The following is a 24,745-nucleotide window of genomic DNA, read 5'->3' as shown; positions in this document are numbered from 1 at the left end:
CTTTTCTAGCCAAATCCTTGTTTCTCAACAAGTTTTTATCTGCATCACCGCCGATGGATGTGCATTCTACAGCATTTCACATCCAACACAACCCCCTTTTTTAAATTATCTTAATTTATTGCTTTGATCGATTATTTTTTACACAAATAAGGCTGAAAATGTGCAACTTGGTCGATTATTTGCTCAGTTTTATTTTTTTCTTGCCAGTGTAAAGGGCGACAATCGATATATTCACAGTATCCAGAACCTTGATAGCTTTGTTTGTTCCACAATAATTGATAATTAAAACTTCCTACATAACCCGCAGCTAAGCCAAATTTATAATCACCTCGGCTTTGAGCGTGTAGTTGAAAGACCACCTCTCCCTTTTCTGAATATTGCCAAATAAATTCCCGCGGCAAATACATCTCCCGTCCATTTGGGGTCTGTACTTTAGGATATACACGTGTGACATCTAAAATGACTTGATGATCATAGAGTATTGAATTTTGCTCATTCGACTGAATTTCAATTCTAGAAAAAATAATGTTATTCCACTGATTTCTAAGTTCAGATAAGATGATCTGGAAGTCTGCACTGACCTGAATAATTTGATAAGTAAAAAAATGAAAGGCGATAAAAGGTAAGTAGATGGCTCTGGCATGTTTCAAAATGCCTTGTGCTTGGATTTGATATTTTTGTTTTTTATAGGTGATTTCGCCTTCGCACTGACAGCGAACATACCAATAATCCCCAACGCCCCATTGCAAGGCTGAATGGTTTTCTATCTCAGTACCAATATTCACTTTGAGTTGGCAACTGAGTTCTTCATCATCACGCTTAAAATAATAATTTGGGAAATCAACTTGGATTTGATCTACATCTAAAAACTGGTAACGATCTTGCTCTAATTGACACTGTTCTTTGGCACTATAACTTTTGAGATGCCCGACTGTAGATAAACTACTGGCAACCAAAACAGTCGCAGTATCAATTGCCGTCGTAGCAATTGCACTGGCGTTATAACAAATAGGGATACGAGGTTGGCCAATCAGGCTAATGAAATTTAAATAATGAAAGGGTTCAGGCAAATTTGGCAGGATTAAGGCCTGATAAACAATTTTAAAAAGACCTTTGGGTGGATGAAAAGTTAAAGCATCTGACTTATTGAGGTTCAGCTGCTTTAATTGATTGCTATTCATCAATATTGGCATACTGAACCTCCGTATTTTAAGTTGTTATTTTAGCATCATTCTTTTTGGCAAATAGTGTCGTCACAAATCCTGAAAGGACATAGATGATACAGACTATCAGTATCCCTACAGGAATGTTGTACGTGATTGCAGCAAAAATCAAGACCACAGGTAACATCACGACGAAAGGTACACGCTTACGATCCATTTGTTTAAATGAATAGTATTTGATGTTTGAAATCATCAGTAAGCCAACGGCAACCATGACCACTGAATTAATCACTTGAATGACGATATCTTTTAAATCAAAGATAAATGGATAATCACGACCGACCCATACCAATGAAATAACAGTCACTGCCGCAAGCGGGCTGGCGATACCAATAAAGTAGCGCTTATCCACCACGCCGATTTGCACATTGAAACGCGCTAGGCGGAAAGCGGCACAAGCTGTATAAATAAAGCAACAGGCTAAACCGATACGTCCAAGATCATGCAAGCTCCAGCTATACATCAAAATAGCGGGTGCAACACCAAACGCCAACAAGTCAGAAAGCGAATCGTATTGCTCACCAAATGCACTTTGTGCACCAATTGCACGAGCCACTCTCCCATCCAAACCATCAAGCAATGCAGCCAAGAAAATGGCATAGATCGCTTGGTTAAAGTTTCCATTCATACTGGCAATAATGGAATAAAAACCAGAAAGAAGTGCGGCTGTTGTAATTAAATTCGGCCATAAATAAATGCCACGGCGTTTCACTTTTTGTCCTTCGTGCGTATGCTCTTCTTCTTCTACTTCAAAAGTGATTCCATCAAAAGAATGATCTTCTTTGTTCAAATCAGAATCAGGTTTAAGAGAATTTGTCATTATTTTCAATTCCTCGAGAATATTTGGACGTTGATGGGTTATTCACCCACCAACCAACGCACTGCAGCATGTCCACCATTTTCACTCATGCGCAAATGTGGAAATAACCATTGTAATGCTTGATCCGCATCTTCTGAGAACTTCCAAGGTGGATTAATCACCAATAAGCCACAACCATTCAATCCGACTGGGGTGTCATCTGGCCATACACAAATTTCACAAATGAGCTGACGGCGAATACCCGTTTTCATCATTTTCTTTTCAAAACGTTCAATCATGGCGCGATCTTTGATTGGATACCAAACTGCAATCACACCTGTTGGCCATTTTTTATGTGCGGCTTGGAGTATTTCAACCAATTGCGGGAAATCTTTACGCTCAATTTCGTAAGGAGGGTCAATCATGACCAATCCGCGCTTTTCTTTCGGCGGAATAACACCCATCAGGCCTTCATAAAAATCACGCTCATGCAAGCCCGCACGTTTATCACGAATATTAAAATACAATTGTTGAAACACATCACGCTGCATTTCAAATATAGTTGCTTTATCAATATCACGCATACCTTCAAGCGCAAACCAAGGTGAACCTGGATAAGCGCCTTTACCCGAACCAGCACGCATATCTTCAACAATTTTAAGATATTGCTTTACACCTTCAGGCGCATTACGTTTAATCGAATCGTCAAGCTTGACCAAACGATGGATACCCGTTAAGAATTCACCTGATTTTTGTGCTTCAGACGTAGATAAATCATATTTACCTGCACCACCATGGGTATCGATATATCGATAAGGTTTATCTTTAGCATTTAAACGAGCGAGCAGTTGAAGCAAAAGTACATGCTTCATAACATCGGCAAAGTTACCCGCATGGAAATGGTGACGGTAATTCATGTTGACAATTATTCCTCAATTCAGCGGGTAGTTTAACATGAAAGAAAAAAGTATTCTTTAGCGTTGATGTGATCGTCTAAAATTGCCCTACAATCGAACCTAAGTCATTGGAGTGCTATGCAAGCAACAACTCTTCCACCCGCATTAAATCTTCAGTCTTGGAATCTGGATCAAGTGCTGGATGATCTAAATGAATTTGGCTTTGCCTTGATTGATCAAGTGTATTCAGATGAATATGTACAAGCTCTTGCACATGAATGTACTTCGCATCTTGCCGAATTTAGAGCAGCAGGGATACAAAATGGTGTGGTCAGCCATATCCGTAGTGATCACATTCTATGGATTGATGGGCAACTGCCGATTGCACAACAGCATTTACAGACCTTAGAACATCTATCTCAAGCGTTGAATCAGGCTTTCTATTTAGGCATTAAAGAAGTCGAAGCACATTTCGCTTGTTATAACGCAGGTGAGTTTTATGCTTTACACCGCGATAACCCACAACAAAAAAATGATCGTATGATTTCGACCGTGTTTTATTTGCATGAAAATTGGCAAGAGAATTGGGGTGGTCAATTACGATTGCAGGATAAGCATGATCAATGGCATATCATTCAACCACAACCGAATCGTCTCGCGATTTTTCAAAGCGATGTCTTGCACGAAGTCCTACTCTCTAAACAGCAACGTTTATCAATCACTGCATGGTTACGTAGTGGTGGCTCAATTTGGAATAAAGCTTAAACCCTTTAAATTCCTAAAAACACCCTTATATACCACGCATAACTGACGATTTTGGATCCATAATGTCGAATGAAACTCAACAAGTGATTGCTCGAATTGGTGAAACAGACCAACTCTATTTAGACAGCAATACTCCCGAACTTGCTTTAGAACGTGCCGACCTACGTTTGCAATTAGTGGTACTGAGCCATATTCGTCAGGAACAATTGCATTTCTTGCAAGAAGCAATCGTGCTCATTGAACAGGCGCGTATTGAATACGATGAAATGCCACTCAGCTTATATTTGAATTTGTCCTTGCATCTAGCCAAAGCCTATATGATTTACTTTGAGTTGACCAAAGAACGACGCTTTGCCTTGATTACCCAACAAATTTTAAAACCCTTGGCCCATCATGAGCATTTAGACGTCTATTTCTTCTTGGCCTACGCATCAGCAGCTAAACAAGAACAAGCCTTAACACAACACTGGTTAAAAAAATATGTGTCGTGTTTAGAACATGATTTAGAGTTATTACAACTCCACCCTGCATTTAATGCCATACGCCAAGAAGATTGGTTTAAAACATTGATTCAAAAAAAAGCTCACTAATGTGAGCTTTTTTTATTTGACTATCTTGTGCTATCAACATGTAGCTGTTGATTCAACTCATCAATCACGATCGCCCACTCATCATCTTTATCCCAGTGACTTTTGAGAAAATCTCGCTGCCCTGCACTCCAGAACTCAGCTTCATGTAACTTTTTATCAGCGGGTAGTTGATGAGTTTTCACAAAGTTTTCGATTGCTGCCTCATCCGCCCCAAGCCCAAGTTGTTCGAATAAAAGCTCAAGTGTCGGTTGCTGTTCAAACATTGTTATTCTCCAAATCATGTCCTTTATCGAAGTAATCTAACAGCAAATCGCCATAGCATGCAGCGATAGGTCTATATTTTCTTGTTGTTTTTTGTGTTTATTGGCATAAAAAAAGCACTCTCTAGGAGAGTGCTTCCAATTTATCAAAAAGATAAATTATTTAACCATGTCAGCAATTGCTGCACGTTCTTCTTCAAGCTCATTCAACGTGAAGTTGATGCGCTCACGGCTGAACTCGTCAATTTCTAAGCCTTGAACGATTTTGTATTCACCGTTTTCAGTGGTTACAGGGAAACCGAACATAACACCTTCTGGAATACCATAAGAACCATCAGATGGAATACCCATAGTTACCCATTTGCCGTTAGTGCCCAACGCCCAGTCACGCATGTGATCGATTGCAGCGTTTGCAGCTGAAGCAGCTGAAGACAAACCACGTGCTTCGATAATCGCAGCACCACGTTTACCAACAGTTGGAAGGAACACATCTTTGTTCCATGCAGCATCGTTGATTTTGTCTTTTAAGCTTACACCATTTGCAGTTGCAAAACGGTAGTCAGCGTACATTGTTGGAGAGTGGTTACCCCAAACAGTCATGTCTTCGATGTCAGAAACTGCAACACCTGCTTTTTGAGCAAGTTGAGTCAAGGCACGGTTGTGGTCAAGACGTAACATTGCGGTAAAGTTTTTCGCTGGAAGATCTGGAGCAGATTTCATTGCGATGTAAGCATTGGTGTTTGCTGGGTTACCAACAACCAATACTTTAACGTCACGGCTAGCAACTTCGTTAAGTGCTTGGCCTTGACCGATAAAGATTTCGCCATTCACTTTCAACAAGTCAGCACGTTCCATACCAGGACCACGTGGGCGAGAACCAACTAATAACGCATAGTCAGCATCTTTAAATGCAACTTTAGGATCATCAGTCCCGATCATGCCTGCCAATAATGGGAAAGCACAGTCATCAAGTTCCATCATCACGCCTTTAAGCGCTTGTTGAGCTTTCTCAAAAGGAACTTCAAGCAATTGTAAAATTACTGGTTGATCTTTACCTAACATTTCTCCGCTTGCGATACGGAATAATAAGCTATAACCAATTTGACCAGCAGCGCCTGTAACGGCAACACGAACGGGTTGCTTCATGTGATATTCTCCAATGAGATGCGTTTGCACGATTGAACGCTATTATTATTCAATCGAATTATCATAAACGGCAAAGATTGTACTCTAAAGCGAATACAGATGCATGTAAAAGAGAATGAATTTCAACGAAAGTCTAATAGAAAATACAAATCAAACTAGGTAAATACCTAGTAACTGCCTTTAATTGTAAATTCACTTGGGCAGCCCGTCACAATATGGCTTGCGCATTGTTTATATTGACCATTTTTCTGATAACAAACGCGTATTTCAGTCAGCACCGAATCAAATCTCGATGACTGGCAAGTAAAACGAATACCATTCGGCGGTAATGAAGGATTGAGCTTGGTAAATTGCTGTCTTAAGCTTTCCTTTTGTACTTCAATGGTATTCGGGCTGGTCAAATCCGCAGGGATTTTTAAACGCTCCGCAAAGTTAATAATGGTTCTAAAATATTGACTAGCATTCATCGGCATACACCCCCCCACATCCTGCCATAACTGCACACGGGCATTTTCATCAGGCATGACACGCGCCACCACCTTTGCTTGTAATGGCGATAATTTGGCAGATGTTTTAGTTGAGCAATCTCGGTTGAGCGGTACTTCAGGCAATAAACTTGCAATCGTGAGGGAATAACCTTCCAGACATTTACGTTGCTTTTGTCTTGATGAATCAAAAGAGCAAGCAGCAGGTGTCATTTGGACATGCATGACATAGCCTGCAACGTCTGGATTACTCGCAGCATGTAATGGAGCACTGAAAGAGAAGACCAAGTAACAAGCCAAGGCCTGTAGCGATCTCATCAATTGCCCTTTGAGTAATTCGATTGGTTTCATCAAATGCAAAAACTTCATTGTTTCACTTAAACATCTTGGTGTGTCTTAAGGCCCACTACGTACAGGAATCGTACTCATTCGTTTTTCTAACGATTGCGATCCCTGCCCTAATACCACGCCATAATGTGTAGCGTTGGTCATGACATGTTTAACATAGTCACGTGTTTCCAATAATGGAATCGTTTCAGTATATTGATCTGCTGCCATATTCTGAGCATCAGGCTGCCAACGGCGTGCACGATTTGGGCCCGCGTTATAACCTGCTGTTGCCAATACCGCATTACCACTCAACTGACTTTGAATCATTGAAAGATAATAGGTCCCGTATCGAATATTGGTGTTCATTTCACTCAATGCCGCAGGATTATAAGTTTCACCCATTTGTCTTGCGATCAATTTTGCCGTGTTTGGCATAATCTGCATTAAACCACCTGCCCCAACATGGGAACGTGCGGAGGTTACAAAACGACTCTCTTGGCGCATTAAACCATAGGCCCATGCTGGATCAATACCTGCATTGTAACTATGACTGGTTACATTGCTACGATGCGGTGTCGCGTAACGATAAGTATCATTATGGCGAGACGTGGTACGATCCGCTGCATAAATTGCACGATCATACCAACCGACATCATGCGCACGTTTCGCTGCAGCTAAAAGCAGACCATCGTCGTGTTGTAAATAGGCTTGGCGAACCGCCCAGTTCCACTCACGATTGGTATAATTGGCAGGCGCATTGACATCTCTTAATGCAAACGCACGTCTAAAATGAATATTTTGATTCAGGCGTTGAATATCCTGAGTGCTTGGCTGCTCATTATAAGGCTGATGGTTATAACGTTCACCTAGGCGATCTTTCGCCAACAAGTTATGGTAATCATCGCCAGCTTGTGCCAATTTGCGATAAATCTGCTGTGCCGCTTGTTTAGAACCACCATCTGAACGCTGCTCCGATGCACGTGCCAACCAATACTGCCAACGGTCTTCCTGCTTTTGTGTCACCGACATCGCATCAATCGCACGAATCAAACTTTCCCACGCCCCGAAACGAATCGCCTGACGGGCATAAATTTCAGCTTCTTCAGGGCTAAATGGATAACCATAACTTTGGTCATAGGCATTTAACACTTCACGATTAAAGCCATTTTTCATCACGGTAGTACCACCGACATAACCAATGGTGCGATATAAATATTGTTGTACGGGTTGTGGCACATCTTGAACAGCACGCTGCACATTGCCCAAAGCATTGGTTAAGTCGCTATCCGCAACACGTCCTAAGGCAAAGATTAAATAGGCATAATCGGCATCATTCGACTTCGGTGCACTCCACAAATAACCCAATGGATTGGCTTGAATTTGATTAAACTGCGCTAAAGAAAGATTCAAGCCCATGGTTTGAGCAGTGGCAATCGCGGGACCAGATTGGCCTGCACGTAATTGACCCCATAAACGTTGTTGACGGTCTTGTGCAGTCATCAATGGGCTAGACAGCATCAAACGCCCCAAACCATTACATGATTCAGGCTGAGAATTGGTTGCTAACCAAATGTCTTTATATTCTGCAAAAACCAGACTATCACCTGTTTTTGCACGGACTTGTGCAACGGCGCAGCTTTCTTCTTGATCTGGATTGGTGACATAACTCAGTACAGGCTTGGCATCGGCAAAGCTTCCGAGTTTGACTTTTTCTTCCACGTAATCGGCAGAGAGTTTTTCCGCCATCGCTGATTGTGGATAGCGTTGTGCAAAGCTAATAATCGAAGATGCAGGCTGAAAGCCAAGATTGGTGTTCAGTTTCCAATATTCTGGATAATAACCCAAAGCATCATTTTGCATGTCAGATTGATATTGATCGAGCAAAGCAGAATTGCCTGCATTGGCAGCGCGCAACGCATCATTAAATTGTTCATCTAAAGCATAGACAGACGAGCATGCGATCATTCCTCCCATTGCAATAAAACAACGGAAGCTCTTCTTGTTATTCAATTTTGGAGTTACGGTTGTTCTAAAATCACGCTGCTTTTTCATCTTCATCAATATCTATGCCCAATTTTGCCCTGCCATTATAGTGTAATAAGTCTGGCCTTCCACTATTGTTGTGTTATGTAAATTACTGATTCATATTCATTAAAATTCGCGCAATTTTATTCATAAACTGTCCATTTTTGTCAGTTTTTTATTCTCTGCGTTCCGTTTAAAATACTGCTATAATCCGCCGTTTATTTAAATCCACCTTGTTTAGGAGCCTGCATGACGGTTCAAACATTCATTCCCAGTGCTGTAAAAGCTGCTTCAGAAAACACTGTTACCCAGCCAATGCACACCGCTGATGTTTCAATCAAGAAATTGTTTATTGAAACTCAAGGGTGTCAGATGAATGAGTATGACAGTCATCGTATGGCAGATTTGTTAGGTGATTCACATGGCTATGTACTCACTGACAATCCAAACGAAGCAGACATTCTGCTGATGAATACCTGCTCGATCCGTGAAAAAGCACAAGAGAAGGTATTTAGTGGTCTAGGTCGCTGGCGCAAACTGAAAGAACAAAACCCAGATCTCATCATTGGTGTGGGTGGTTGTGTTGCATCACAAGAAGGTGACAACATTCAAAAACGCGCACCTTATGTGGATATGATCTTTGGTCCACAAACGCTGCACCGTTTGCCACAAATGCTAGATCAGCATCACGCTCAAATTGAAAAACCAAAGAAAGAAAAAATCAAATTGGTTGATATTTCTTTCCCAGATATCGAAAAGTTCGACTTTTTGCCTGAACCGCGTGTGGAAGGCTTCAAAGCATTCGTTTCCATCATGGAAGGTTGCTCGAAATACTGTTCATTCTGTGTGGTCCCTTATACCCGTGGCGAAGAAGTGTCTCGTCCGTTGGATGACGTGTTGGCAGAAATCGCTGGCTTGGCTGAAAAAGGTGTACGTGAGATCAGCTTACTCGGTCAAAACGTGAATGGTTATCGTGGTGAAACCTTTGAAGGTGAAATTTGTACCTTCCCAGAATTGTTGCGCTTAGTGGCAGAAATTCCAGGGATTGGTCGTCTACGCTACACCACCTCTCACCCGCTTGAATTCTCAGAGGATTTAATTCAATGCTACCGTGATTTACCGCAAATGGTTTCGCACTTGCACCTACCAGTACAAAGTGGTTCAAACGATGTATTGCAAGCCATGAAACGTAACCATACGATTGATGTCTACATCGATAAAATTGCCAAGTTACGTAAAGTACGTCCAGATATGCATTTATCCAGCGACTTCATCATCGGTTTCCCAGGCGAAACAGATGCTCACTTTGCTGAAACCCTACAGTTCATTAAAGATCTAGATTTCGATCACTCTTATAGTTTTGTCTATTCGAAGCGTCCAGGTACACCAGCTTCTGATTTACCAGACAACACCCCTGAGCAAGTGAAAAAAGACCGTTTGGCTCAAGTACAAGAAGTGATTAAACGTTCGAGTATTGATAAAACGGATGCCATGCTCGGTAAGATTGAACGGGTGTTAATTGAGAAGGTTTCGGATAAAGATCCGAATGTTTTAATTGGTACAGCGGACAATACACGTTTGGTTACTTTTATCGGTGATGCCGCGTGGATTGGGCGTTTCGCAGAGATTGAGATCACGGAAATTAAAACTTTGAATTTAGTTTACGGAGAACTCTTGAATCTTGAACCTGACGTGGCGTAATGTAAGGGTATTCCTACAAAGCAACAAAAAGGGTTTATCTTGACTGCAGCGATTCGACGTACAGTAACGTTCCCTGAAATTCAATTGGAACGTTTGAAAAGCATGCTCGGTGCGTATAACGGGCATTTAAAACAAATCGAACAACGTTTAGATGTCAAAATTACTCACCGTGGTGATGCCTTTTATCTCGATGGTGATATAGAAGCGGTCGAAAGAGCCGAAGCACTACTGCAACGGCTCTATCAAGAATCAGAAATTTCCTCACAAATCAGCGCCGATGTCATTCATTTGATGATCCAAGGTTCACAGACGGATCGTGAACTGATGGATGATTCAGATCAAGAACATACAGGCCTCGATAGTGTTTGGTTACAGACCCGCAAAGGGCGAATTAACCCACGTGGCGCCAATCAAAAACGCTATGTACAACGTATTTTACAAAGTGATATTTCCTTCGGCATTGGCCCAGCAGGGACCGGTAAAACCTATCTGGCGGTTGCTGCCGCGGTTGATATGCTGGAACGCAATGAAATTCAGCGAATCTTGCTGGTTCGTCCTGCGGTTGAAGCCGGTGAAAAGCTCGGTTTCTTACCCGGTGACCTCACCCAAAAAATCGATCCCTACTTACGTCCACTTTACGATGCCCTATATGAAATGCTGGGCTTCGAAAAAGTGGCTAAATTGATTGAACGCCAAGTGATTGAAGTTGCTCCGCTGGCCTATATGCGCGGACGCACCTTGAACCACTCATTCGTCATTTTAGATGAAGCACAAAACACCACACCTGAACAGATGAAGATGTTCCTGACCCGTTTAGGTTTTGGTTCACGTGCAGTGATTACGGGTGACGTTACACAGGTTGACTTACCGCGTGGGCAACAATCAGGTTTAGCACAAGCATTACGTGTACTGGAAAATGTCCATGAGATTCATATCACCCGTTTCCATTCACGTGATGTGGTTCGCCATCAATTGGTACAAAAAATTGTTGAAGCTTACGAAGGTTGGGACAGTGAACAGCAACGCCTGTCTGCTGAAGCCCGTGCCGAACGCAAAGCCAAACAAGAAGCACTGATTGCAGAAAATGATTCTGCGGCAGATGCGCAACACATTTAGAAAAATCCCTCCACTCCCCTTAAGATGCTTTAGTCGCATCTTAGGGGGACGATTTTAAGGATCTACTTTGAAAATCAATTTAAGTCTTCAACAAGACTTTCAAGCTACTGAATTGCCACTCAAACGTGGTCAAATCAAAAAAAATATCGAAACTGCACTGCGTCATGTCGGTTTTGATGCCAATTGTGAAATTGGAATTGCCTGTGTTGATCTCGCTGAAAGCCATGAACTCAATCTGCAATATCGCGAAAAAGACAAACCGACCAATGTGCTGTCTTTCCCAAGTGATATTCCTGAGGAAATGCTCAGTTTACTCGATGCAGAACCTTTAGGTGACTTAGTCATCTGCATTCCTGTGGTTTTACAAGAAGCGGCTGAACAGCAAAAGACGCCAAGCGATCATTTCACCCATTTATTGGTCCACGGCGTTCTACACTTGCTTGGTTTCGATCATGAAACCAGTGAAACTGAAGCTGAAGAAATGGAAGCTTTAGAAATTGAGATTCTAAAAAAACTGGGTATCGCCAATCCTTACCAAGCCGATGAAAGCTAATCCAAGGTCCTATGTATATCGTTATTTTTAAAGCCACGATCAAACAACTTGACGCAACTTATTCAGAAATGGCACAAAAGCTGAGAAATAAAGCCTTGAGCCAATTTAACTGCATCAAGTTTGAAGCGTGTAGTGAAAATGGTTTTGAAATTGCATTGTCTTACTGGCATAACCTTGAAGATATCAAGCAGTGGCAACGCGATGCAGAACATCTGGTTGCTCAACGATTAGGCAAAGAAAAATGGTATCAGGATTTTAGTGTGGAAATCTGCAACATTGAACGTGCTTATTCGAGTCAGAATGACATGTGAATAAGCACGAACTTATCCACATCTTCAATAACAAAACGGCTGAATGCAGCCGTTTTGTTATTTCTCAAGAGAATTAGAATTGATAACGTAGCGTCAAAGTCACGTTACGAGGTGATCCATAAACCATGCTGTTATTCCCGATGCCTGAATAATATTTTTTATCAAATACATTATTCAAATTAATCTGTGCTTTGATATTTGAATCAATATCATAGCCCACCATTAAGTTTGCTAAAGCATATGCATCTTGGCTAATACGTTGACTGCCTTCTCCAGTATAAAATTTACTCTTATAGTTTAGCCCGCCACCCACACTCCATTTATCCAAGGTATATTTGGTAAAGAGATTGGCGCTGGTTCTTGAAGACATGGTTTGAACTTCATTCCCTTTGGCATCTTTGGCATTGAAATGAGCAACACCGAAACTCAGGTTCCAGTTGTCTTTAATTTCCCCATCTAGTTCAAACTCAACCCCTTTGCTTTCAACGCCATCTACACTGCGGTAGGCTTTCTCAGTGGTTGGGTTACCATTGGTATCAGGTACAAAAACACCAACTATCTCTTCTGCAACATTATCCTGCAGGGTTTTAAATACCGACAAGGCCGCATTCAATTTACCGTCTAAAAACTCACCTTTTAAGCCAGTTTCATAGCTTTTCCCTTCTCTTGGATCAAGATATTGGCGATTCGCATCTCGTTTATCTTCTGGCTTAAAGATACTGGTATAACTGGCATACCAAGAGTATTGATCCAGAAAATCAAAAACTAAGCCTGCATATGGTGTAACTTCATTATTAAATTCCCGATTGCCTTCACCATTGTCACTTTCATATTTCCAGTTTGATAAACGTACCCCTGTAATTAACTTCAATGGCTCCAACAAGCTGAACTTGCCTGCAAGATAAGCACCTGTTTGTGTGGTCTTATTTGGAGGTTGATACAAGTTATTATTCTGAATGGCACCAATTAATGGAATATTTGGATGATCAAAATCGAGCACGGCACCTGAGGCAATCGGAGGCGTTCCTGAGTACCACTTATCTTTCTTGCTTTGGTTATACATAAAACCTGCAACAACTTCCTGCTTTAAGCCACCCAGCATAAAAGGTGCTGAGAGATAGGTATCAATATTATTTTCTTTAGTCTGGGTGGCATCAGACCAGGTCATAAAAGAGCCGAGTGTATTGGTTGCTTTATCCAGCTTCCCCCATGAATAGAGCAAGGCCGTGTCTTGTTTTACTTCTCGATAAGCATAGTTCACATTCAAATTGATATCGTTAAATAGATTCTGCTTCAATGTTGCAAAAGCCGTGGTGGTATCGGTATTCCAGTAGGTCCAATCCGAACTCACCGATTTAGAGCGATCGAAATCAGTTCGGGTACCATCGGTGTAAAATGCGGGCAATCCGCCCCAACGAACACCCTCTCGCTCTAGATTCTGATACCCCGCACCGACTGAAAGATAAGTCTTGTCCGTAATATCTGCATCCACAACCGCATAGACTACATTATTGGTTTTTTCGTAGCGATCCATATACGAATCCATATCCTCGTGCTTCACGACGACACGACCACGGACACTACCATCAGCATTTAATGGTGTGGAAATATCTGCTGAACTTGACCATGCATTCCATGAGCCCAAAGAAGTGCTGACATTCCCTGTCAACTCTTTCGCATTGGCATGTTTTCGAATCATGTTAATCGCAATAGCAGGATTCCCAGCACCTGTCATCAAACCATTTGCGCCTTTCACCAGTTCAACCCGATCGTACATGGTTAAATCAGGATCATTGGCTTCCATCCCCACATTGCTTGGAACACCATCAAACAGATAATAGTCGACATCAAAACCACGTGCTGTTGGGTACTGACGTTCATCCCACTGATTCACAGTCACACCTGTGACGTTATTTAACATGTCCTGAAACGATGTAATATTGGCATCATCCAAATACTCACGGGTGAGAACTTTGACCGATTGTGGTGTTTCTCGAAGCGATAAATTAAGTTTGGTCGATGTATTGGTACTTTTAGCGGTATAACTTTTCTTACCTTCCGTTACAGCTAAAGCCCCTTCTTCTGCTTTTACTGTAATCGTTGGCAATTTTGCATTTTCGTTCGCTTCGTCTTCTGCAAATACCAATGTAGGTAACAAGATCGCAGCCATTGCCAAGACCAGTGGGCGGGCTTTAAACAGGTTTAAAGTTGGAGGTTGATGCATGAAATATGTCCTTATTGCAAGGGAACGGTCTTGAAAACATGCATCTCATTCCCCCGATAAATTTTAAGAAGGATGCATTCATTTTCAAAAGGAGAGTTAACTAAAAACACATTGCAAATGATAATTGTTTTTATTATCAATTCAAGTTTTAAACAATAAACTTAGTTTCCTGTTTTTATTAGATTTAAAAATATATTTAAGATTTTTAAAAAATAATTAAATGATTTTTATAAATATTTAATTCTTAGTTTATCTATCATTATTTTCCAATAAGAAGTGCACCTTAATTAGTGCACTTCAAATTCAGCATCAACTGGATCAAAACGCCAAGTCCGAATGATGCGCAACTCAGAGATTTCTTTTTTCATCGTGGCATCAAAGGGTCCAAATGGTGCACCACGGCGAACCGATGCTTTAGCAGCTTCGTCTAAAATCGCATGCCCAGAACTTTCAATTAAGCGAATCGCTCGAATTCCCCCTTCTGCATTGAGAATCACCATGAGGCGCACTTCACCCGCCAAGCGTTGTTGTTTGGCTTGATCAGGATAATAGCGGTTCCCATATAACTCGACTTTTTGGCGAAATTTATCTAGGTAAGCAGCAGATGCATCTTGTTTGGCCTGAATGCCATCGACCGTTTTAATGCGTTGTTTACGGCTAAAATTTTGTTGTCGTTGTAAATATTGCGCTTCTAAGCTCGCGACCATGGCAGCTTTGGCTTGAAACTGACTTTGTAGATCATCCAAGGTTTTTTTACGTTCGCTCTGCTCGGCTTGCTTTTGCCAACTCAAAACCGTCATGAGCACTTTTTCTTCGAATTTTAACTCTCGTTTTTGCTGTATTTTCTCCAGACTTTCTAACTCTTTTTCACCTGTAGTTGCATCGGCTTGCATCGGTGCAGGCATATCGCTCGACATCCGATGTGCTTCACGGAAATCGCCCGAACCTTTTTGATCAGCTTGCGCCAAAAAGTCTGCATCTTTAACTTTTTCAGTACTTGGACGAACGGTGACGGCAATTTCTTTGGTGGAAGTGTCAGAGGGTGATGGCATGGTAAATTGAATCGCCAACACCGCCCCATGCAAAAGCATCGCCAAAGCCACTGCCCCAACAAAAATTGGATCTTGCCACCAATAAGGGGACAGTTCTGAACGAAAATTTATTTTATTCCACATGGTATTCAAGCGACAAAATGTCCCATCCCCAACGGCATAACCGTATAAAAACCAAACCAATATTCAAAATTTTACAAAAATGTGATCCACTTATAGTTACAGTGTTTCCATACCATCATTTTATGAAAATGTAGCAATTAATTTTGCTACACTGCAAGTCAGAAATTTATTTTTATTTTTTAGTGAATATAAAGATTGTGGCATTGCTTTACTTATCAATTCACTTTCTGGAACAACTTTTATGCAAACGCTAATTTCATCTGTAGTTAAACGTCTACGTAAAGTTTACCAAAAAGCAGAAGAATTCATCGAAGAAGAAAGAGAGTTTTCACTTTCACAAGTTTTTGTGAATGCCACGATGGAACGTTATGTCACCGAAAATGTGGGCATTATGCAAGACCTGCATGCTGATCTGTATGACGGTTGGTTACGCTTATACACCACCCTCGATGTCAAAGGCCTCCATACCACTTTATCGGTTGATTTAAAGTTGATTCAAATGGAAATGAATCAAAATGTGCAACTGATGGTTTTTGAACAAATCAGCAATACCCAAGTGATTGAAGCCAAATTCAAAAACATCTTTCAAAAATGGGGCTTTTATGTGGCAATCTGGTATTACCAGAAATTCCGTGAAGAAGATCCACTTGGCAAAATCTTAGAACATTTTGAAGTGGTGAAAGTTCAAGATGATTTACTGTATCTCGATTTAAATCGTTGGTTAGGTAAAAAAGCCAGCATTATCGAAACCTTGAGTAAAGTACATGTCAATCGTGCACGCGTCCGTCCTGCGGAGTTGATTGTTTGGGGCAATGTGAATCTTGCTGCAATTTTATCGCCTTCCAATGAAGATGACTTTGACGAAGATGATCTCAACGACAGCGAAGTGACCCCGATTCAGCAAAAAGACCGTAAAAAATAAACAGCTTTAAACTGGGGTAGCATGTTGCTTGTCATGCGATGCTACCCAAAACATACATCTTCATGATTTATACGAAAAATTAACAAGCGCTTAGTAAAAAACCTGATCTTTTCTTCATAATCTACAGGCATAATATCTTTAAATCGTAATGATAAATGAGCGATTCAATTCAGCATTGCTCAAAGGATATAGTGTTATGACAAAGAAATTATTGAAAGTACTGGGTCTTACTTCGGCTGCCATTTTCAGTGCAAGCATCTCTAGTCATGCCTTGGCAATGGCGCCTTTCCAAGCCAGCTATCAATTCAGCTACAACAATAAAAACCTAGGTTCAGCAACACGTACTCTTTCCCAACAAGGCAATAACTGGACTTATCAATTCAGTGCCAAAGCTGGTGGTATTGCTTCTGCATCTGAAACCAGTCAATTTAGTTTTGCCGATAATAAAATCAACTCGCAGAAATTTAGTCGCAGCAGTAAAATCTTAATTCACAACAACACGATGAGCATTAACTTCAACCCCAATAGTAAAGTTGTGAATACCAAAAAAGATGACACGGCTCGCTCATTTGCATGGCAAGCAGGTGCTTTGGATGAACTCAATGCTGAACTGCAAATCCGTGAAGATTTGAAGAGCAATTCATTGAAAACCAAGTATCTGATTGCAGATGCGAAAGCCATCGATGAACGTCGCTTTGTGAAACAAGGTACTGAGAACATCAAAACCCTTTATGGTACTTTCAGTACCATCAAAGTGGTGATGCAGCACGATAAACCAGAGCGTAATACCGTGTTCTGGTTAGCTCCGAAACTCGATTACCTTCCTGTAAAAATGGCACATAATGATGGAAAATCATCATATGGACTGCTATTAACAGGCTATTCAGGTAAAACAAACTAAGCATCTGGTCAATTTTGGCTTGCATTTTTTTCGATGCTTTTTAAAATATGCCTTTGCTTGAACAAGCATCCGTTTAGAGGATTCTCCCGTGTACGCTTTAGAACAGAAAATCTTAAATGAAGGTATCGTTCTATCTGATCAGGTTTTGAAAGTTGATGCTTTCTTAAACCACCAAATCGATCCTGTGTTGATGCAGTTGATTGGTAAAGAGTTTGCCGCTCGCTTTAAAAATGCAGGTATTACTAAAATTATTACCATCGAAGCCTCAGGTATTGCACCTGCAATCATGGCAGGTTTAGAACTTGGCGTTCCTGTTATTTTTGCGCGCAAATACCAGTCATTAACATTGAAAGACGACCTTTACCGTTCTAAAGTGTTCTCGTTTACCAAACAGACTGAAAGTACCATTGCGATTTCAAACAAGCACATTAGTTCAAGTGACAAAGCACTTGTAATTGATGACTTTTTGGCCAATGGTCAAGCTGCCTTAGGTCTAATTGACTTAATTCATCAAGCAAAAGCTGAAGTTGTTGGTGTCGGTATTGTGATTGAAAAATCATTCCAACCGGGCCGTGACGTATTGCTTGAAAAAGGCTACCGCGTTGAGTCCTTAGCGCGTGTTAAATCTTTAGAAGATGGCAAAGTTACTTTTGTTACTGAATAAGATTTAAAACCTAGAAAAAAGCGGATGAAAACTCATCCGCTTTTTTTATTTAACAACAATCCCAGTTATATAGCACTTTAGAAAAGTCTCTCTTCTTTAAATCTTCTGGATGAATAAAGAAATTCCCTACGCCGGAATCACCCCACATAATCTCGTTTTCTGCATCATCAGTATCGAGCTGAAAAAGCAGCACATAATCTTGAACTTTTTCATTATATTGACGTGGGTCAGTTTGGGTAAAATAAGGATAACCGCCTAAACGATGTCCACTTGCAGAAGCCAATTCATCATAAGGTTCGATAAAATCATCTTCGAAATCGCCCCCTTCAAATTGATCTTCAAAATCATATAGTTCATCGACACCTAAAATCTTTGGTGCAAAGCCAAAATCACCGAGGCTAATCGGCTGAGAAGTCAGGCTAAATTCAATCGCGTATTGCCCCGTAAATGGCAAATAATCATCTTCACCTAACTGAACTTCAGAGAAGTCTTGTTTTAATTGTGAAGCATCTTCAATGACCTGCTCAAAGTACAACACTTTAAAGCCCGATTGCTGCTGTTGGTCATCAAAGTTCATTCCGTACAAATCATCAGCCGCGATGTAGAACTGTAAAATCCCCTGATCTGGGAAATTGGGCAAACTTGGAATTTCAGCGAAATTAAACTGTGCTAGCAAAGCTAACGGATTGCTATCAGCGTCCACTGGATAAGTCGCATCTAGCGGTAAGTAAGGTTGTCCCCCAATTTTACTTTGCCATAAAGTTAATTCATCACTAGGAGTGAGTTGCATGGTGACGGTTGGCAGAATAGTCGCCGTGATTTTTTCTAGGTATGGCTGCAAATTGTTCGGCAAAGTCTCTGGTTTAAAATTCATTTTGTTGCTTGTCCATGTACTTATTTATAGAACTTAATATAAAACAAGCAGCTAAATTTAAATAGAGAACAAAGTCTGCACTACGACAGTTAATGACGCTCAATTGACCCATTATTTATCACATAAATTCTGATAAGATGAGCCCGATAAAAATTTGCGATTAGGAATCACGATGCGCACTTACTTAGACCTTTTACAACATATCCTCGACAATGGCGGCGACAAAGGCGACCGTACTGGCACAGGTACACGTTCAGTATTTGGTCATCAGATGCGCTTTGATCTTTCTAAAGGCTTTCCACTGCTCACCACCAAGAAAGTCCATTTTCGCTCTATTGCCATTGAATTACTTTGGTTCCTCAAAGGTGATACCAACGTTCAATATCTCAAAGATAATAAAGTTTCAATTTGGGATGAATGGGCAACCGCGGAACAAACTGCCCGTTTTGGTCGTCCTGAAAGTGAGCTTGGTCCAGTTTATGGTCACCAATGGCGTAACTTTGGCGCAACCCAAAATGCAGATGGTAGCTACCAGCAGGATGGCTTTGATCAGATCAAATGGTTGATCAATGAAATTAAAACCAATCCTAATTCTCGTCGTTTGATTGTGTCAGGCTGGAACCCAAATGAAGCAGGCAAAGTGGCATTACCACCTTGCCATACCCTGTTCCAATTTTTTGTACAAGATAACAAACTGTCATGCCAGTTGTATCAACGCAGTGCCGATGTGTTTTTAGGTGTCCCGTTTAATATTGCCAGCTATGCCCTACTGACACATATGATTGCTCAGGTCTGTGGTTTAGGCGTAGGTGATTTTGTCTGGACAGGTGGTGATACGCATTTATATGCCAATCACTTTGAACAGGCACAATTACAGCTGAGCCGTGAGCCGCTACCGTTGTGTCAATTAAAGCTCAATCCTGAGATTACCGATATTTTCGATTTTAAATTTGAAGATATTGAAATTATAGGGTATGAATCACACCCAGCAATTAAAGCACCTGTCGCAGTTTAAATCGATTAGTTAGAGAGAATATAAAATGGCATGGCAAGGCACTGAAGTTGTCCACGTAGTTGCAATGGATAAAAATCACTGTATCGGTAAAGGCAATGCTTTGCCGTGGCATATCTCTGCTGACCTAAAGCACTTTAAAGCCATTACCCAAGGGGGTGTGGTGATTATGGGGCGTAAAACCCTTGAATCTATGGGGCGTAGTCTACCGAATCGTGTCAATTGGGTGATTACCCGTGACCCTGAATGGCATTTTGACGGGGTTAAAGTCGCACATAGTATCGAAGATGCACTTAATGGCGCACTTACAGATGCACAACACGCTGAAAAAGCATCCTTATTTATTATTGGGGGTGGAGAGATTTTTACCCAAACGCTCGCTATTGCGGATCGTTTAGAATTAACTCATGTTGATCTTGACGTTCAAGGTGATGCACATTACCCAAAAATCTCCGATGACTTTCGCAAAGTAAACTCGGAACAGCATACTGATGAGAAATCAGGGGTTACTTTTGAGTTTGCGACCTACCAAAAATAAAAATGGATCGCACTTGCCATGCACAATATTGGATCACGTGAGTTTTTCATCGCTTTAGGCATTGGGCTTTTACACAGTCTGTTTACCTTGTGCGTGATCCTTTCAAGTATCTGGCTCTGTCTGGCTTTATGGATTCAGCAACCCTTAGGTAGTTTTTTCAGTCGAGCCGTCATTGCGCTATGGATCTTATTTGCCCTCAGCTTGATTGGCGTCTATGTCAGTGGTCATCTGGTGAGTCGTCGCACCGATATCATTATTTATTGTGTGGCATTTGCTTGCGCTTTGGTCTGGTATTTTTCCTTAGAGGCAAGACAAGATCGGGATTGGAATCCTGAGGTTGCAGAACAGCTGAGCTATGAAAAGAATGGTGATCTTGTAAAGCTGCATAATGTGCGAAATTTTGACTGGCATGCCGATGGTAGCTATGACATTCATTGGGAAGATCGCAGCATTGATCTGAATAAGATTACGGGCATCAATGTCATTACCTCCTACTGGATGGGGCCACAAATTGCCCATACGCTGGTTAGTTTCAATTTTTCAGATCAAAAGCCATTGGTATTCTCTATTGAGATTCGTAAAGAAAAAGGCGAAGATTTTTCTGCGATTGGTGGCTTTTTCCGTAAATACGAACTCAGTTTAGTCGCATCCGATGAAAAAGATCTGATCTATACGCGCAGTAATGTTCGCCATGAACAAGTCTATTTATTCCCGATCAGAATGCCCGCAGCTGAACGCAAAGCTCTCTTCATTGAATATCTGCACAAAGCAGATGAACTGCGCGCAGAAGCCAAATGGTACAACACCCTGACCAGTAACTGCACCACGCTGGTCTTTGACATGGTTCAAGCGATTAATCCGCAGCGCTTACCCAAAGACTACCGCTTATTGGCCTCAGGTTATTTACCTAACTACCTCTACGATCTGAAGGCGCTCAATCAAAACTACAACATGAAAGAATGGTATCGCTTGGCACATATCAATCCACGTGCAGAACAATATGAACAACAGCCCAATCAGAGTAGTGAATATTTTTCGGATGTCATTCGTACAGGCCTTCCCAAAACTGAGTGATTTTTCCACTCATTTTATTAAAGACACCTGAACATTTACAAAAGGATACGCAATATCCTGCTCCACTCCATGTTGTTTTATTCTAATACCGAGCATAGAAACACAATGATTTGGACTTAAATTTTATGTTAAAGCCTTTTTTAACAACATGTACTTTGGCAATTGCCGTAGCAGTGACCGGTTGTTCAACTACAGAATCTCTCCAAACCTCACCGAATGCATCTCAGAAAGAAAACATCAATCTCTATGGCCGTAACTGGATTGCTACCCATATCAATGGTGTCGAGATTACAAGCAATGATCTTTCTGGCAAGCGCCCTGCGATTCAATTTGATGCGAAAGGCAAACGCTTCTTCGGTGCAGATGGTTGTAACCAGATTCAAGGCAGCTTTGAAAGCCAAGGTACGATCTTACGCTTAGGTCCGATTGCTTCGACCATGATGGCCTGTATCGGCAAAGATAATAGCGCGCTTTCACGCCAATATAGCAATGCTTTGGCAAGCACAACCAATTACGAGCTGAAAGGCCATGAGCTTAAATTCATGGATACATCAGGCAAAGTTCTGGTTAGCTTTGTCACCGTGATTCAGCCGTTGCCATAATTCGTTATCGTAAAAAAGTAAAAGCTCGTTGCGAACACGGGCTTTTACTTTTTCAACACTTCGTTTACTTTAGTAGCATTCTTAAAATTAAAAATTGGGGAGTCTCATGCAACAAGCGCTCGTAGGTGGTGGATGTTTTTGGTGTGTAGAAGCGATATTTCTACAGCTTAAAGGTGTAGAAAAAGTCGTGAGTGGTTATGCGGGCGGGATTAGCCAAAACCCAACCTATGAACAGGTCTGCCAAGGTACGACTCAACATGCTGAAGTTGTGCTGATTGATTTTGATGAGCAACAGATCAGCTATACGCAATTGTTAAATGTATTTTTTACCACACACGATCCAACAACACTCAATCGTCAAGGTAATGATATTGGCACGCAATATCGCTCTGTTATTTATTATTTTAATGATGAGCAAAAGCAGCAAGCCGAACAGATTATTCATGATCTGGAAGATGAAGGTCTGAATATTGTGACTGAGCTCAGCCCAGTACCGACGTTCTATCCTGCTGAGGAATATCACCAAAACTTCTTTGCCCGCAATCCATCACAAGGTTACTGCAACTTCAGCATTCCGCCTAAGCTGTCTAAATTACGTGCTAAATATCTCGATCTTCTCAAAACCGACTAGGCATAAAAAAAAGCAACTCTCAGAGTTGCTTTTTTCTTTCTAACGCGTTGTTCTAGTTTTCACTGACGAACGCGATATCACTTAAGCCTGCTTCGCTGGCACGAGACATCACTTGCGCAACCGTATCGTATTTTGATTCTTTATCTGCACGTAACTGCACAGTTGGTTTGGTCGCAGCCTGTCCCGCCTCTTGGAAACGCTTTTCTAGCTCTTCTAAGCTAATAATCTGCGCATCCCAAGCCACTTCACCTTTGTCATTAATACTAATGGTGATCGCTTTTGGTGGTGGATCTACAATTTCAGCAGTGGTTTTTGGTAAACTTAATGGAATTGATGGGTTAGCAACCGTTGCTGTGACTAAAAAGATAATCATCAATACCAACATAATGTCGATCAGAGGAATAAGATTCATCTCATTCATGCCACTGTCGTGGTCTTCACCCAATTGAAAGCCCATTTTAAGCTTGACCTCCAACTAAACTTTGTTGAGTCGCTTTAGTTTCTGTTTTTGCCGCTGTTTCTTGCTGCAACATGGTATCGATTAACAAGCTATGTGCTTGATCTTGTAAATCATGTGCTAAGCCACGATTGAAACGTACACAAATGTTATACGCCATCACCGCTGGAATCGCCACTGCAAGACCAAGACCGGTCATGATCAGCGCCTCACCCACTGGGGTTGCAACCTGAGCTAAACCAGCTTGACCACTTTTACCCACTGCTACAAGCGCGTGGAAAATCCCCCATACTGTACCGAATAAACCCACAAACGGTGCCAGTGAAGCAATTGTTCCAAGAACCGAAACACCTTTTTCTGCTTGAGATTTTTCAGCAGAGATTTGGCGAAGCAATGCTTGCTCAGCGACAGCTTTACGTTGCTCAAACGATAAAGGCTGTAACTTTGATTTAAGCGTAGCCAAAGCTTGAACAAGTTGAGTATAAGCTTGTTGTTTTAATTGGCGTGTTCCTAATAGGCGCAGAATGAAAATAGTCCACGTCGCAATCGACATTGCTAAAAGGATGAAATACAGTGTTTTACTTACTGCATCTGCATGTTGCCAATAAACTGAAAAGTTCATATACGAACTCCTGATTTAATCTGTCGCAAGGACTCAAATTTATTAAGGACTAAGATCAAACGGCTGCTCTGCTCGAATCGGGTAAGCAACACCATTTTCCATATACGGTTTAAATTTCGCACTTCTTACAGCACGTAAAACTTTTTCATCGAGATTTGGTATACCACTACTACGTGTAATACGTGCATTGGTAATTTTACCTTTCTCATCAGCTTCAATCAGTACCATCACTGAGCGTGTTTGGTTATCTAAATCTTTTGCTGTAACAGATAATTTCGGTGAACGACTCCATTGAACCCCTGAACCGCCAATTGATACACGTTTTGGTGATGGATCAGCAGCAGGTTGAGGTTTCGTTACTTCCTGAACAGGTTGTGGTTTTTCAACTACTTTTTCAGTAACTGTGGTAACGACTTTAGTCTCAACTTTAGGTTCAATCTTTTGTTCAGTTTTTTGAAGAACAGGTTTTGGTGCTTCTTTGACCTGTTGAACCTTTTCAATCTTTTTCGGTGGAGGCAAAGGTTTTTCAACGACCTTAACTTCCTTCACTTCTTTTTTAGGTTCAGGTTTTGGCTGTTCTTTTGGTTTCGGTGGTTCAGGTTTAGGTGGTTCTTTAATCTTAACGAACTTCACCTTAAGCGGTTCTTTTTCGATTGGTCTTAACTCAATCGTTTTCATGTGGCTCACCGCCCACAGAACTCCTACATGTCCAATCACAACTGCAACTAAGGCAGCGATGATTTTCTTTTTCATCGGGTGTGGCGTGTTGAATGTAGCAGGAGATTGACTCATAAGAATCTAAGTACCTAATAGATGGTGACGCTTTCAAAAAAACGATTTCACTCATCG

The 24,745-nt window shown here is 41.2% G+C and carries 27 protein-coding genes; 14 read left to right on the top strand and 13 right to left on the bottom strand.

From position 1 onward, the window contains the following. Nucleotides 1-131 precede the first annotated feature (131 nt). The 3 genes from F885_RS12360 to F885_RS12370 are packed head-to-tail and all read right to left on the bottom strand — an operon-like array spanning nucleotide 132 to nucleotide 2,939. On the bottom strand, nucleotides 132-1,193 hold the full coding sequence (locus F885_RS12360) for a DUF6670 family protein (protein ID WP_005315283.1): 1,062 nt from the start codon (nucleotides 1,191-1,193) through the stop codon (nucleotides 132-134). A gap of 16 nt (nucleotides 1,194-1,209) precedes the next feature. Continuing rightward, entirely contained in the window at nucleotides 1,210-2,043 is an 834-nt protein-coding gene (pssA, locus tag F885_RS12365; protein WP_004802590.1) for a CDP-diacylglycerol--serine O-phosphatidyltransferase, read from the bottom strand. 38 nt (nucleotides 2,044-2,081) lie between these two features. Beyond that, nucleotides 2,082-2,939 carry a 23S rRNA (adenine(2030)-N(6))-methyltransferase RlmJ gene (locus F885_RS12370; protein WP_005200234.1) on the bottom strand — a complete coding sequence of 286 codons (858 nt, stop codon included), beginning with the start codon at nucleotides 2,937-2,939 and terminating at the stop codon, nucleotides 2,082-2,084. 117 nt (nucleotides 2,940-3,056) lie between these two features. Here F885_RS12370 and F885_RS12375 point away from each other — a divergent pair, with 117 nt between their 5' ends. Both F885_RS12375 and F885_RS12380 read left to right on the top strand, forming a co-directional pair. After that, entirely contained in the window at nucleotides 3,057-3,683 is a 627-nt protein-coding gene (locus F885_RS12375; RefSeq protein ID WP_005315282.1) for a 2OG-Fe(II) oxygenase, read from the top strand. Between the two features lie 62 nt (nucleotides 3,684-3,745). Next, entirely contained in the window at nucleotides 3,746-4,273 is a 528-nt protein-coding gene (locus F885_RS12380) for a hypothetical protein (RefSeq protein ID WP_004802587.1), read from the top strand. Between the two features lie 20 nt (nucleotides 4,274-4,293). Here F885_RS12380 and F885_RS12385 read toward each other — a convergent pair whose 3' ends face one another. The 4 genes from F885_RS12385 to F885_RS12400 form a co-directional block, all read right to left on the bottom strand. Continuing rightward, nucleotides 4,294-4,536 carry a DUF2789 family protein gene (locus tag F885_RS12385; RefSeq protein ID WP_005200238.1) on the bottom strand — a complete coding sequence of 81 codons (243 nt, stop codon included), beginning with the start codon at nucleotides 4,534-4,536 and terminating at the stop codon, nucleotides 4,294-4,296. Between the two features lie 156 nt (nucleotides 4,537-4,692). After that, nucleotides 4,693-5,679 carry a malate dehydrogenase gene (locus F885_RS12390; protein ID WP_004655942.1) on the bottom strand — a complete coding sequence of 329 codons (987 nt, stop codon included), beginning with the start codon at nucleotides 5,677-5,679 and terminating at the stop codon, nucleotides 4,693-4,695. Nucleotides 5,680-5,846: 167 nt separating this feature from the next. After that, entirely contained in the window at nucleotides 5,847-6,515 is a 669-nt protein-coding gene (locus tag F885_RS12395) for a ribonuclease T2 family protein (protein ID WP_004802585.1), read from the bottom strand. A gap of 45 nt (nucleotides 6,516-6,560) precedes the next feature. Then, entirely contained in the window at nucleotides 6,561-8,468 is a 1,908-nt protein-coding gene (locus tag F885_RS12400) for a lytic transglycosylase domain-containing protein (RefSeq protein WP_171061094.1), read from the bottom strand. Between the two features lie 300 nt (nucleotides 8,469-8,768). On the opposite strand from F885_RS12400, the gene miaB reads away from it, so the two are divergent. From miaB to F885_RS12420, 4 genes are all read left to right on the top strand, one after another. Then, complete coding sequence (miaB, locus tag F885_RS12405; protein WP_005315280.1) at nucleotides 8,769-10,220, top strand: tRNA (N6-isopentenyl adenosine(37)-C2)-methylthiotransferase MiaB; 1,452 nt, start codon at nucleotides 8,769-8,771, stop codon at nucleotides 10,218-10,220. A gap of 39 nt (nucleotides 10,221-10,259) precedes the next feature. Continuing rightward, nucleotides 10,260-11,336: a PhoH family protein gene (locus F885_RS12410; protein ID WP_004655946.1), complete on the top strand. Its 1,077-nt coding sequence runs from the start codon at nucleotides 10,260-10,262 to the stop codon at nucleotides 11,334-11,336. 67 nt (nucleotides 11,337-11,403) lie between these two features. After that, nucleotides 11,404-11,889, top strand: a complete 486-nt coding sequence (ybeY, locus tag F885_RS12415; protein ID WP_005315276.1) for an rRNA maturation RNase YbeY — start codon at nucleotides 11,404-11,406, stop codon at nucleotides 11,887-11,889. 11 nt (nucleotides 11,890-11,900) lie between these two features. Then, nucleotides 11,901-12,200, top strand: coding sequence for an antibiotic biosynthesis monooxygenase family protein (locus F885_RS12420; protein WP_005315274.1), 300 nt, complete (start codon nucleotides 11,901-11,903; stop codon nucleotides 12,198-12,200). A gap of 73 nt (nucleotides 12,201-12,273) precedes the next feature. On the opposite strand, the gene F885_RS12425 is transcribed toward F885_RS12420, so the two are convergent. Both F885_RS12425 and F885_RS12430 read right to left on the bottom strand, forming a co-directional pair. Then, the gene (locus tag F885_RS12425) at nucleotides 12,274-14,424 is read right to left on the bottom strand and encodes a TonB-dependent siderophore receptor (protein ID WP_005315271.1); all 2,151 of its coding nucleotides are present in this window, start codon (nucleotides 14,422-14,424) and stop codon (nucleotides 12,274-12,276) included. 287 nt (nucleotides 14,425-14,711) lie between these two features. After that, nucleotides 14,712-15,599 (bottom strand): energy transducer TonB, encoded by an 888-nt coding sequence (locus F885_RS12430; protein ID WP_004802579.1) that lies wholly within the window; start codon nucleotides 15,597-15,599, stop codon nucleotides 14,712-14,714. A gap of 241 nt (nucleotides 15,600-15,840) precedes the next feature. On the opposite strand from F885_RS12430, the gene F885_RS12435 reads away from it, so the two are divergent. The 3 genes from F885_RS12435 (at nucleotide 15,841) to F885_RS12445 (ending at nucleotide 18,086) form a co-directional block, all read left to right on the top strand. Beyond that, nucleotides 15,841-16,521 (top strand): hypothetical protein, encoded by a 681-nt coding sequence (locus F885_RS12435; protein ID WP_004802578.1) that lies wholly within the window; start codon nucleotides 15,841-15,843, stop codon nucleotides 16,519-16,521. A 196-nt stretch (nucleotides 16,522-16,717) separates the two neighbouring features. Beyond that, nucleotides 16,718-17,422: a DUF3108 domain-containing protein gene (locus F885_RS12440; protein ID WP_005315251.1), complete on the top strand. Its 705-nt coding sequence runs from the start codon at nucleotides 16,718-16,720 to the stop codon at nucleotides 17,420-17,422. 88 nt (nucleotides 17,423-17,510) lie between these two features. Then, on the top strand, nucleotides 17,511-18,086 hold the full coding sequence (locus F885_RS12445) for a xanthine phosphoribosyltransferase (RefSeq protein WP_005315248.1): 576 nt from the start codon (nucleotides 17,511-17,513) through the stop codon (nucleotides 18,084-18,086). A gap of 49 nt (nucleotides 18,087-18,135) precedes the next feature. On the opposite strand, the gene F885_RS12450 is transcribed toward F885_RS12445, so the two are convergent. Beyond that, a complete protein-coding gene (locus F885_RS12450) occupies nucleotides 18,136-18,960 on the bottom strand; it encodes a YwqG family protein (protein WP_005315245.1) in 825 nt (274 codons plus the stop codon). 172 nt (nucleotides 18,961-19,132) lie between these two features. Here F885_RS12450 and thyA point away from each other — a divergent pair, with 172 nt between their 5' ends. From thyA to msrA, 5 genes are all read left to right on the top strand, one after another. After that, the gene (gene thyA, locus F885_RS12455) at nucleotides 19,133-19,975 is read left to right on the top strand and encodes a thymidylate synthase (protein ID WP_005315242.1); all 843 of its coding nucleotides are present in this window, start codon (nucleotides 19,133-19,135) and stop codon (nucleotides 19,973-19,975) included. A 25-nt stretch (nucleotides 19,976-20,000) separates the two neighbouring features. Then, nucleotides 20,001-20,510 (top strand): dihydrofolate reductase, encoded by a 510-nt coding sequence (locus tag F885_RS12460; RefSeq protein WP_005315240.1) that lies wholly within the window; start codon nucleotides 20,001-20,003, stop codon nucleotides 20,508-20,510. Between the two features lie 18 nt (nucleotides 20,511-20,528). Next, entirely contained in the window at nucleotides 20,529-21,584 is a 1,056-nt protein-coding gene (locus F885_RS12465; protein WP_005315238.1) for an Lnb N-terminal periplasmic domain-containing protein, read from the top strand. A gap of 125 nt (nucleotides 21,585-21,709) precedes the next feature. Next, nucleotides 21,710-22,186, top strand: a complete 477-nt coding sequence (locus tag F885_RS12470) for an META domain-containing protein (RefSeq protein WP_005315236.1) — start codon at nucleotides 21,710-21,712, stop codon at nucleotides 22,184-22,186. Between the two features lie 106 nt (nucleotides 22,187-22,292). Continuing rightward, nucleotides 22,293-22,817: a peptide-methionine (S)-S-oxide reductase MsrA gene (gene msrA, locus F885_RS12475; RefSeq protein ID WP_005315235.1), complete on the top strand. Its 525-nt coding sequence runs from the start codon at nucleotides 22,293-22,295 to the stop codon at nucleotides 22,815-22,817. Nucleotides 22,818-22,869: 52 nt separating this feature from the next. On the opposite strand, the gene F885_RS12480 is transcribed toward msrA, so the two are convergent. Genes F885_RS12480 through F885_RS12490 form a run of 3 tightly spaced genes read right to left on the bottom strand, consistent with a single transcriptional unit; the run spans nucleotide 22,870 to nucleotide 24,688 of the window. After that, complete coding sequence (locus tag F885_RS12480; RefSeq protein ID WP_004802569.1) at nucleotides 22,870-23,274, bottom strand: ExbD/TolR family protein; 405 nt, start codon at nucleotides 23,272-23,274, stop codon at nucleotides 22,870-22,872. A gap of 1 nt (nucleotide 23,275) precedes the next feature. Continuing rightward, nucleotides 23,276-23,896 carry a MotA/TolQ/ExbB proton channel family protein gene (locus F885_RS12485; protein WP_004655971.1) on the bottom strand — a complete coding sequence of 207 codons (621 nt, stop codon included), beginning with the start codon at nucleotides 23,894-23,896 and terminating at the stop codon, nucleotides 23,276-23,278. A gap of 42 nt (nucleotides 23,897-23,938) precedes the next feature. Next, nucleotides 23,939-24,688 carry an energy transducer TonB family protein gene (locus F885_RS12490; RefSeq protein ID WP_004802567.1) on the bottom strand — a complete coding sequence of 250 codons (750 nt, stop codon included), beginning with the start codon at nucleotides 24,686-24,688 and terminating at the stop codon, nucleotides 23,939-23,941. Between the last annotated feature and the right edge of the window lie 57 nt (nucleotides 24,689-24,745).

The sequence above is a fragment of the Acinetobacter higginsii genome (assembly GCF_000369845.1).
Taxonomy (GTDB): domain Bacteria; phylum Pseudomonadota; class Gammaproteobacteria; order Pseudomonadales; family Moraxellaceae; genus Acinetobacter; species Acinetobacter higginsii.
Note: the sequence above shows the minus strand (reverse complement) of the source record. Positions and strands in the feature narration are given on the sequence as shown.

What these genes read in the sequence shown, in the direction of transcription:
- F885_RS12425 (WP_005315271.1), bottom strand. Translation starts at nt 14,424, where the DNA reads ATGCATCAACCTCCAACTTTAAACCTGTTTAAAGCCCGCCCACTGGTC.
- thyA (WP_005315242.1), top strand. Translation starts at nt 19,133, where the DNA reads ATGCGCACTTACTTAGACCTTTTACAACATATCCTCGACAATGGCGGC.
- miaB (WP_005315280.1), top strand. Translation starts at nt 8,769, where the DNA reads ATGACGGTTCAAACATTCATTCCCAGTGCTGTAAAAGCTGCTTCAGAA.
- F885_RS12370 (WP_005200234.1), bottom strand. Translation starts at nt 2,939, where the DNA reads ATGAATTACCGTCACCATTTCCATGCGGGTAACTTTGCCGATGTTATG.
- F885_RS12390 (WP_004655942.1), bottom strand. Translation starts at nt 5,679, where the DNA reads ATGAAGCAACCCGTTCGTGTTGCCGTTACAGGCGCTGCTGGTCAAATT.
- F885_RS12375 (WP_005315282.1), top strand. Translation starts at nt 3,057, where the DNA reads ATGCAAGCAACAACTCTTCCACCCGCATTAAATCTTCAGTCTTGGAAT.
- F885_RS12440 (WP_005315251.1), top strand. Translation starts at nt 16,718, where the DNA reads ATGACAAAGAAATTATTGAAAGTACTGGGTCTTACTTCGGCTGCCATT.
- F885_RS12480 (WP_004802569.1), bottom strand. Translation starts at nt 23,274, where the DNA reads ATGGGCTTTCAATTGGGTGAAGACCACGACAGTGGCATGAATGAGATG.
- F885_RS12465 (WP_005315238.1), top strand. Translation starts at nt 20,529, where the DNA reads ATGCACAATATTGGATCACGTGAGTTTTTCATCGCTTTAGGCATTGGG.
- F885_RS12450 (WP_005315245.1), bottom strand. Translation starts at nt 18,960, where the DNA reads ATGAATTTTAAACCAGAGACTTTGCCGAACAATTTGCAGCCATACCTA.
- pssA (WP_004802590.1), bottom strand. Translation starts at nt 2,043, where the DNA reads ATGACAAATTCTCTTAAACCTGATTCTGATTTGAACAAAGAAGATCAT.
- F885_RS12470 (WP_005315236.1), top strand. Translation starts at nt 21,710, where the DNA reads ATGTTAAAGCCTTTTTTAACAACATGTACTTTGGCAATTGCCGTAGCA.
- F885_RS12435 (WP_004802578.1), top strand. Translation starts at nt 15,841, where the DNA reads ATGCAAACGCTAATTTCATCTGTAGTTAAACGTCTACGTAAAGTTTAC.
- F885_RS12460 (WP_005315240.1), top strand. Translation starts at nt 20,001, where the DNA reads ATGGCATGGCAAGGCACTGAAGTTGTCCACGTAGTTGCAATGGATAAA.
- F885_RS12380 (WP_004802587.1), top strand. Translation starts at nt 3,746, where the DNA reads ATGTCGAATGAAACTCAACAAGTGATTGCTCGAATTGGTGAAACAGAC.
- F885_RS12430 (WP_004802579.1), bottom strand. Translation starts at nt 15,599, where the DNA reads ATGTGGAATAAAATAAATTTTCGTTCAGAACTGTCCCCTTATTGGTGG.
- F885_RS12485 (WP_004655971.1), bottom strand. Translation starts at nt 23,896, where the DNA reads ATGAACTTTTCAGTTTATTGGCAACATGCAGATGCAGTAAGTAAAACA.
- msrA (WP_005315235.1), top strand. Translation starts at nt 22,293, where the DNA reads ATGCAACAAGCGCTCGTAGGTGGTGGATGTTTTTGGTGTGTAGAAGCG.
- F885_RS12490 (WP_004802567.1), bottom strand. Translation starts at nt 24,688, where the DNA reads ATGAGTCAATCTCCTGCTACATTCAACACGCCACACCCGATGAAAAAG.
- F885_RS12395 (WP_004802585.1), bottom strand. Translation starts at nt 6,515, where the DNA reads ATGAAACCAATCGAATTACTCAAAGGGCAATTGATGAGATCGCTACAG.
- F885_RS12385 (WP_005200238.1), bottom strand. Translation starts at nt 4,536, where the DNA reads ATGTTTGAACAGCAACCGACACTTGAGCTTTTATTCGAACAACTTGGG.
- F885_RS12400 (WP_171061094.1), bottom strand. Translation starts at nt 8,468, where the DNA reads ATGGGAGGAATGATCGCATGCTCGTCTGTCTATGCTTTAGATGAACAA.
- F885_RS12360 (WP_005315283.1), bottom strand. Translation starts at nt 1,193, where the DNA reads ATGCCAATATTGATGAATAGCAATCAATTAAAGCAGCTGAACCTCAAT.
- F885_RS12420 (WP_005315274.1), top strand. Translation starts at nt 11,901, where the DNA reads ATGTATATCGTTATTTTTAAAGCCACGATCAAACAACTTGACGCAACT.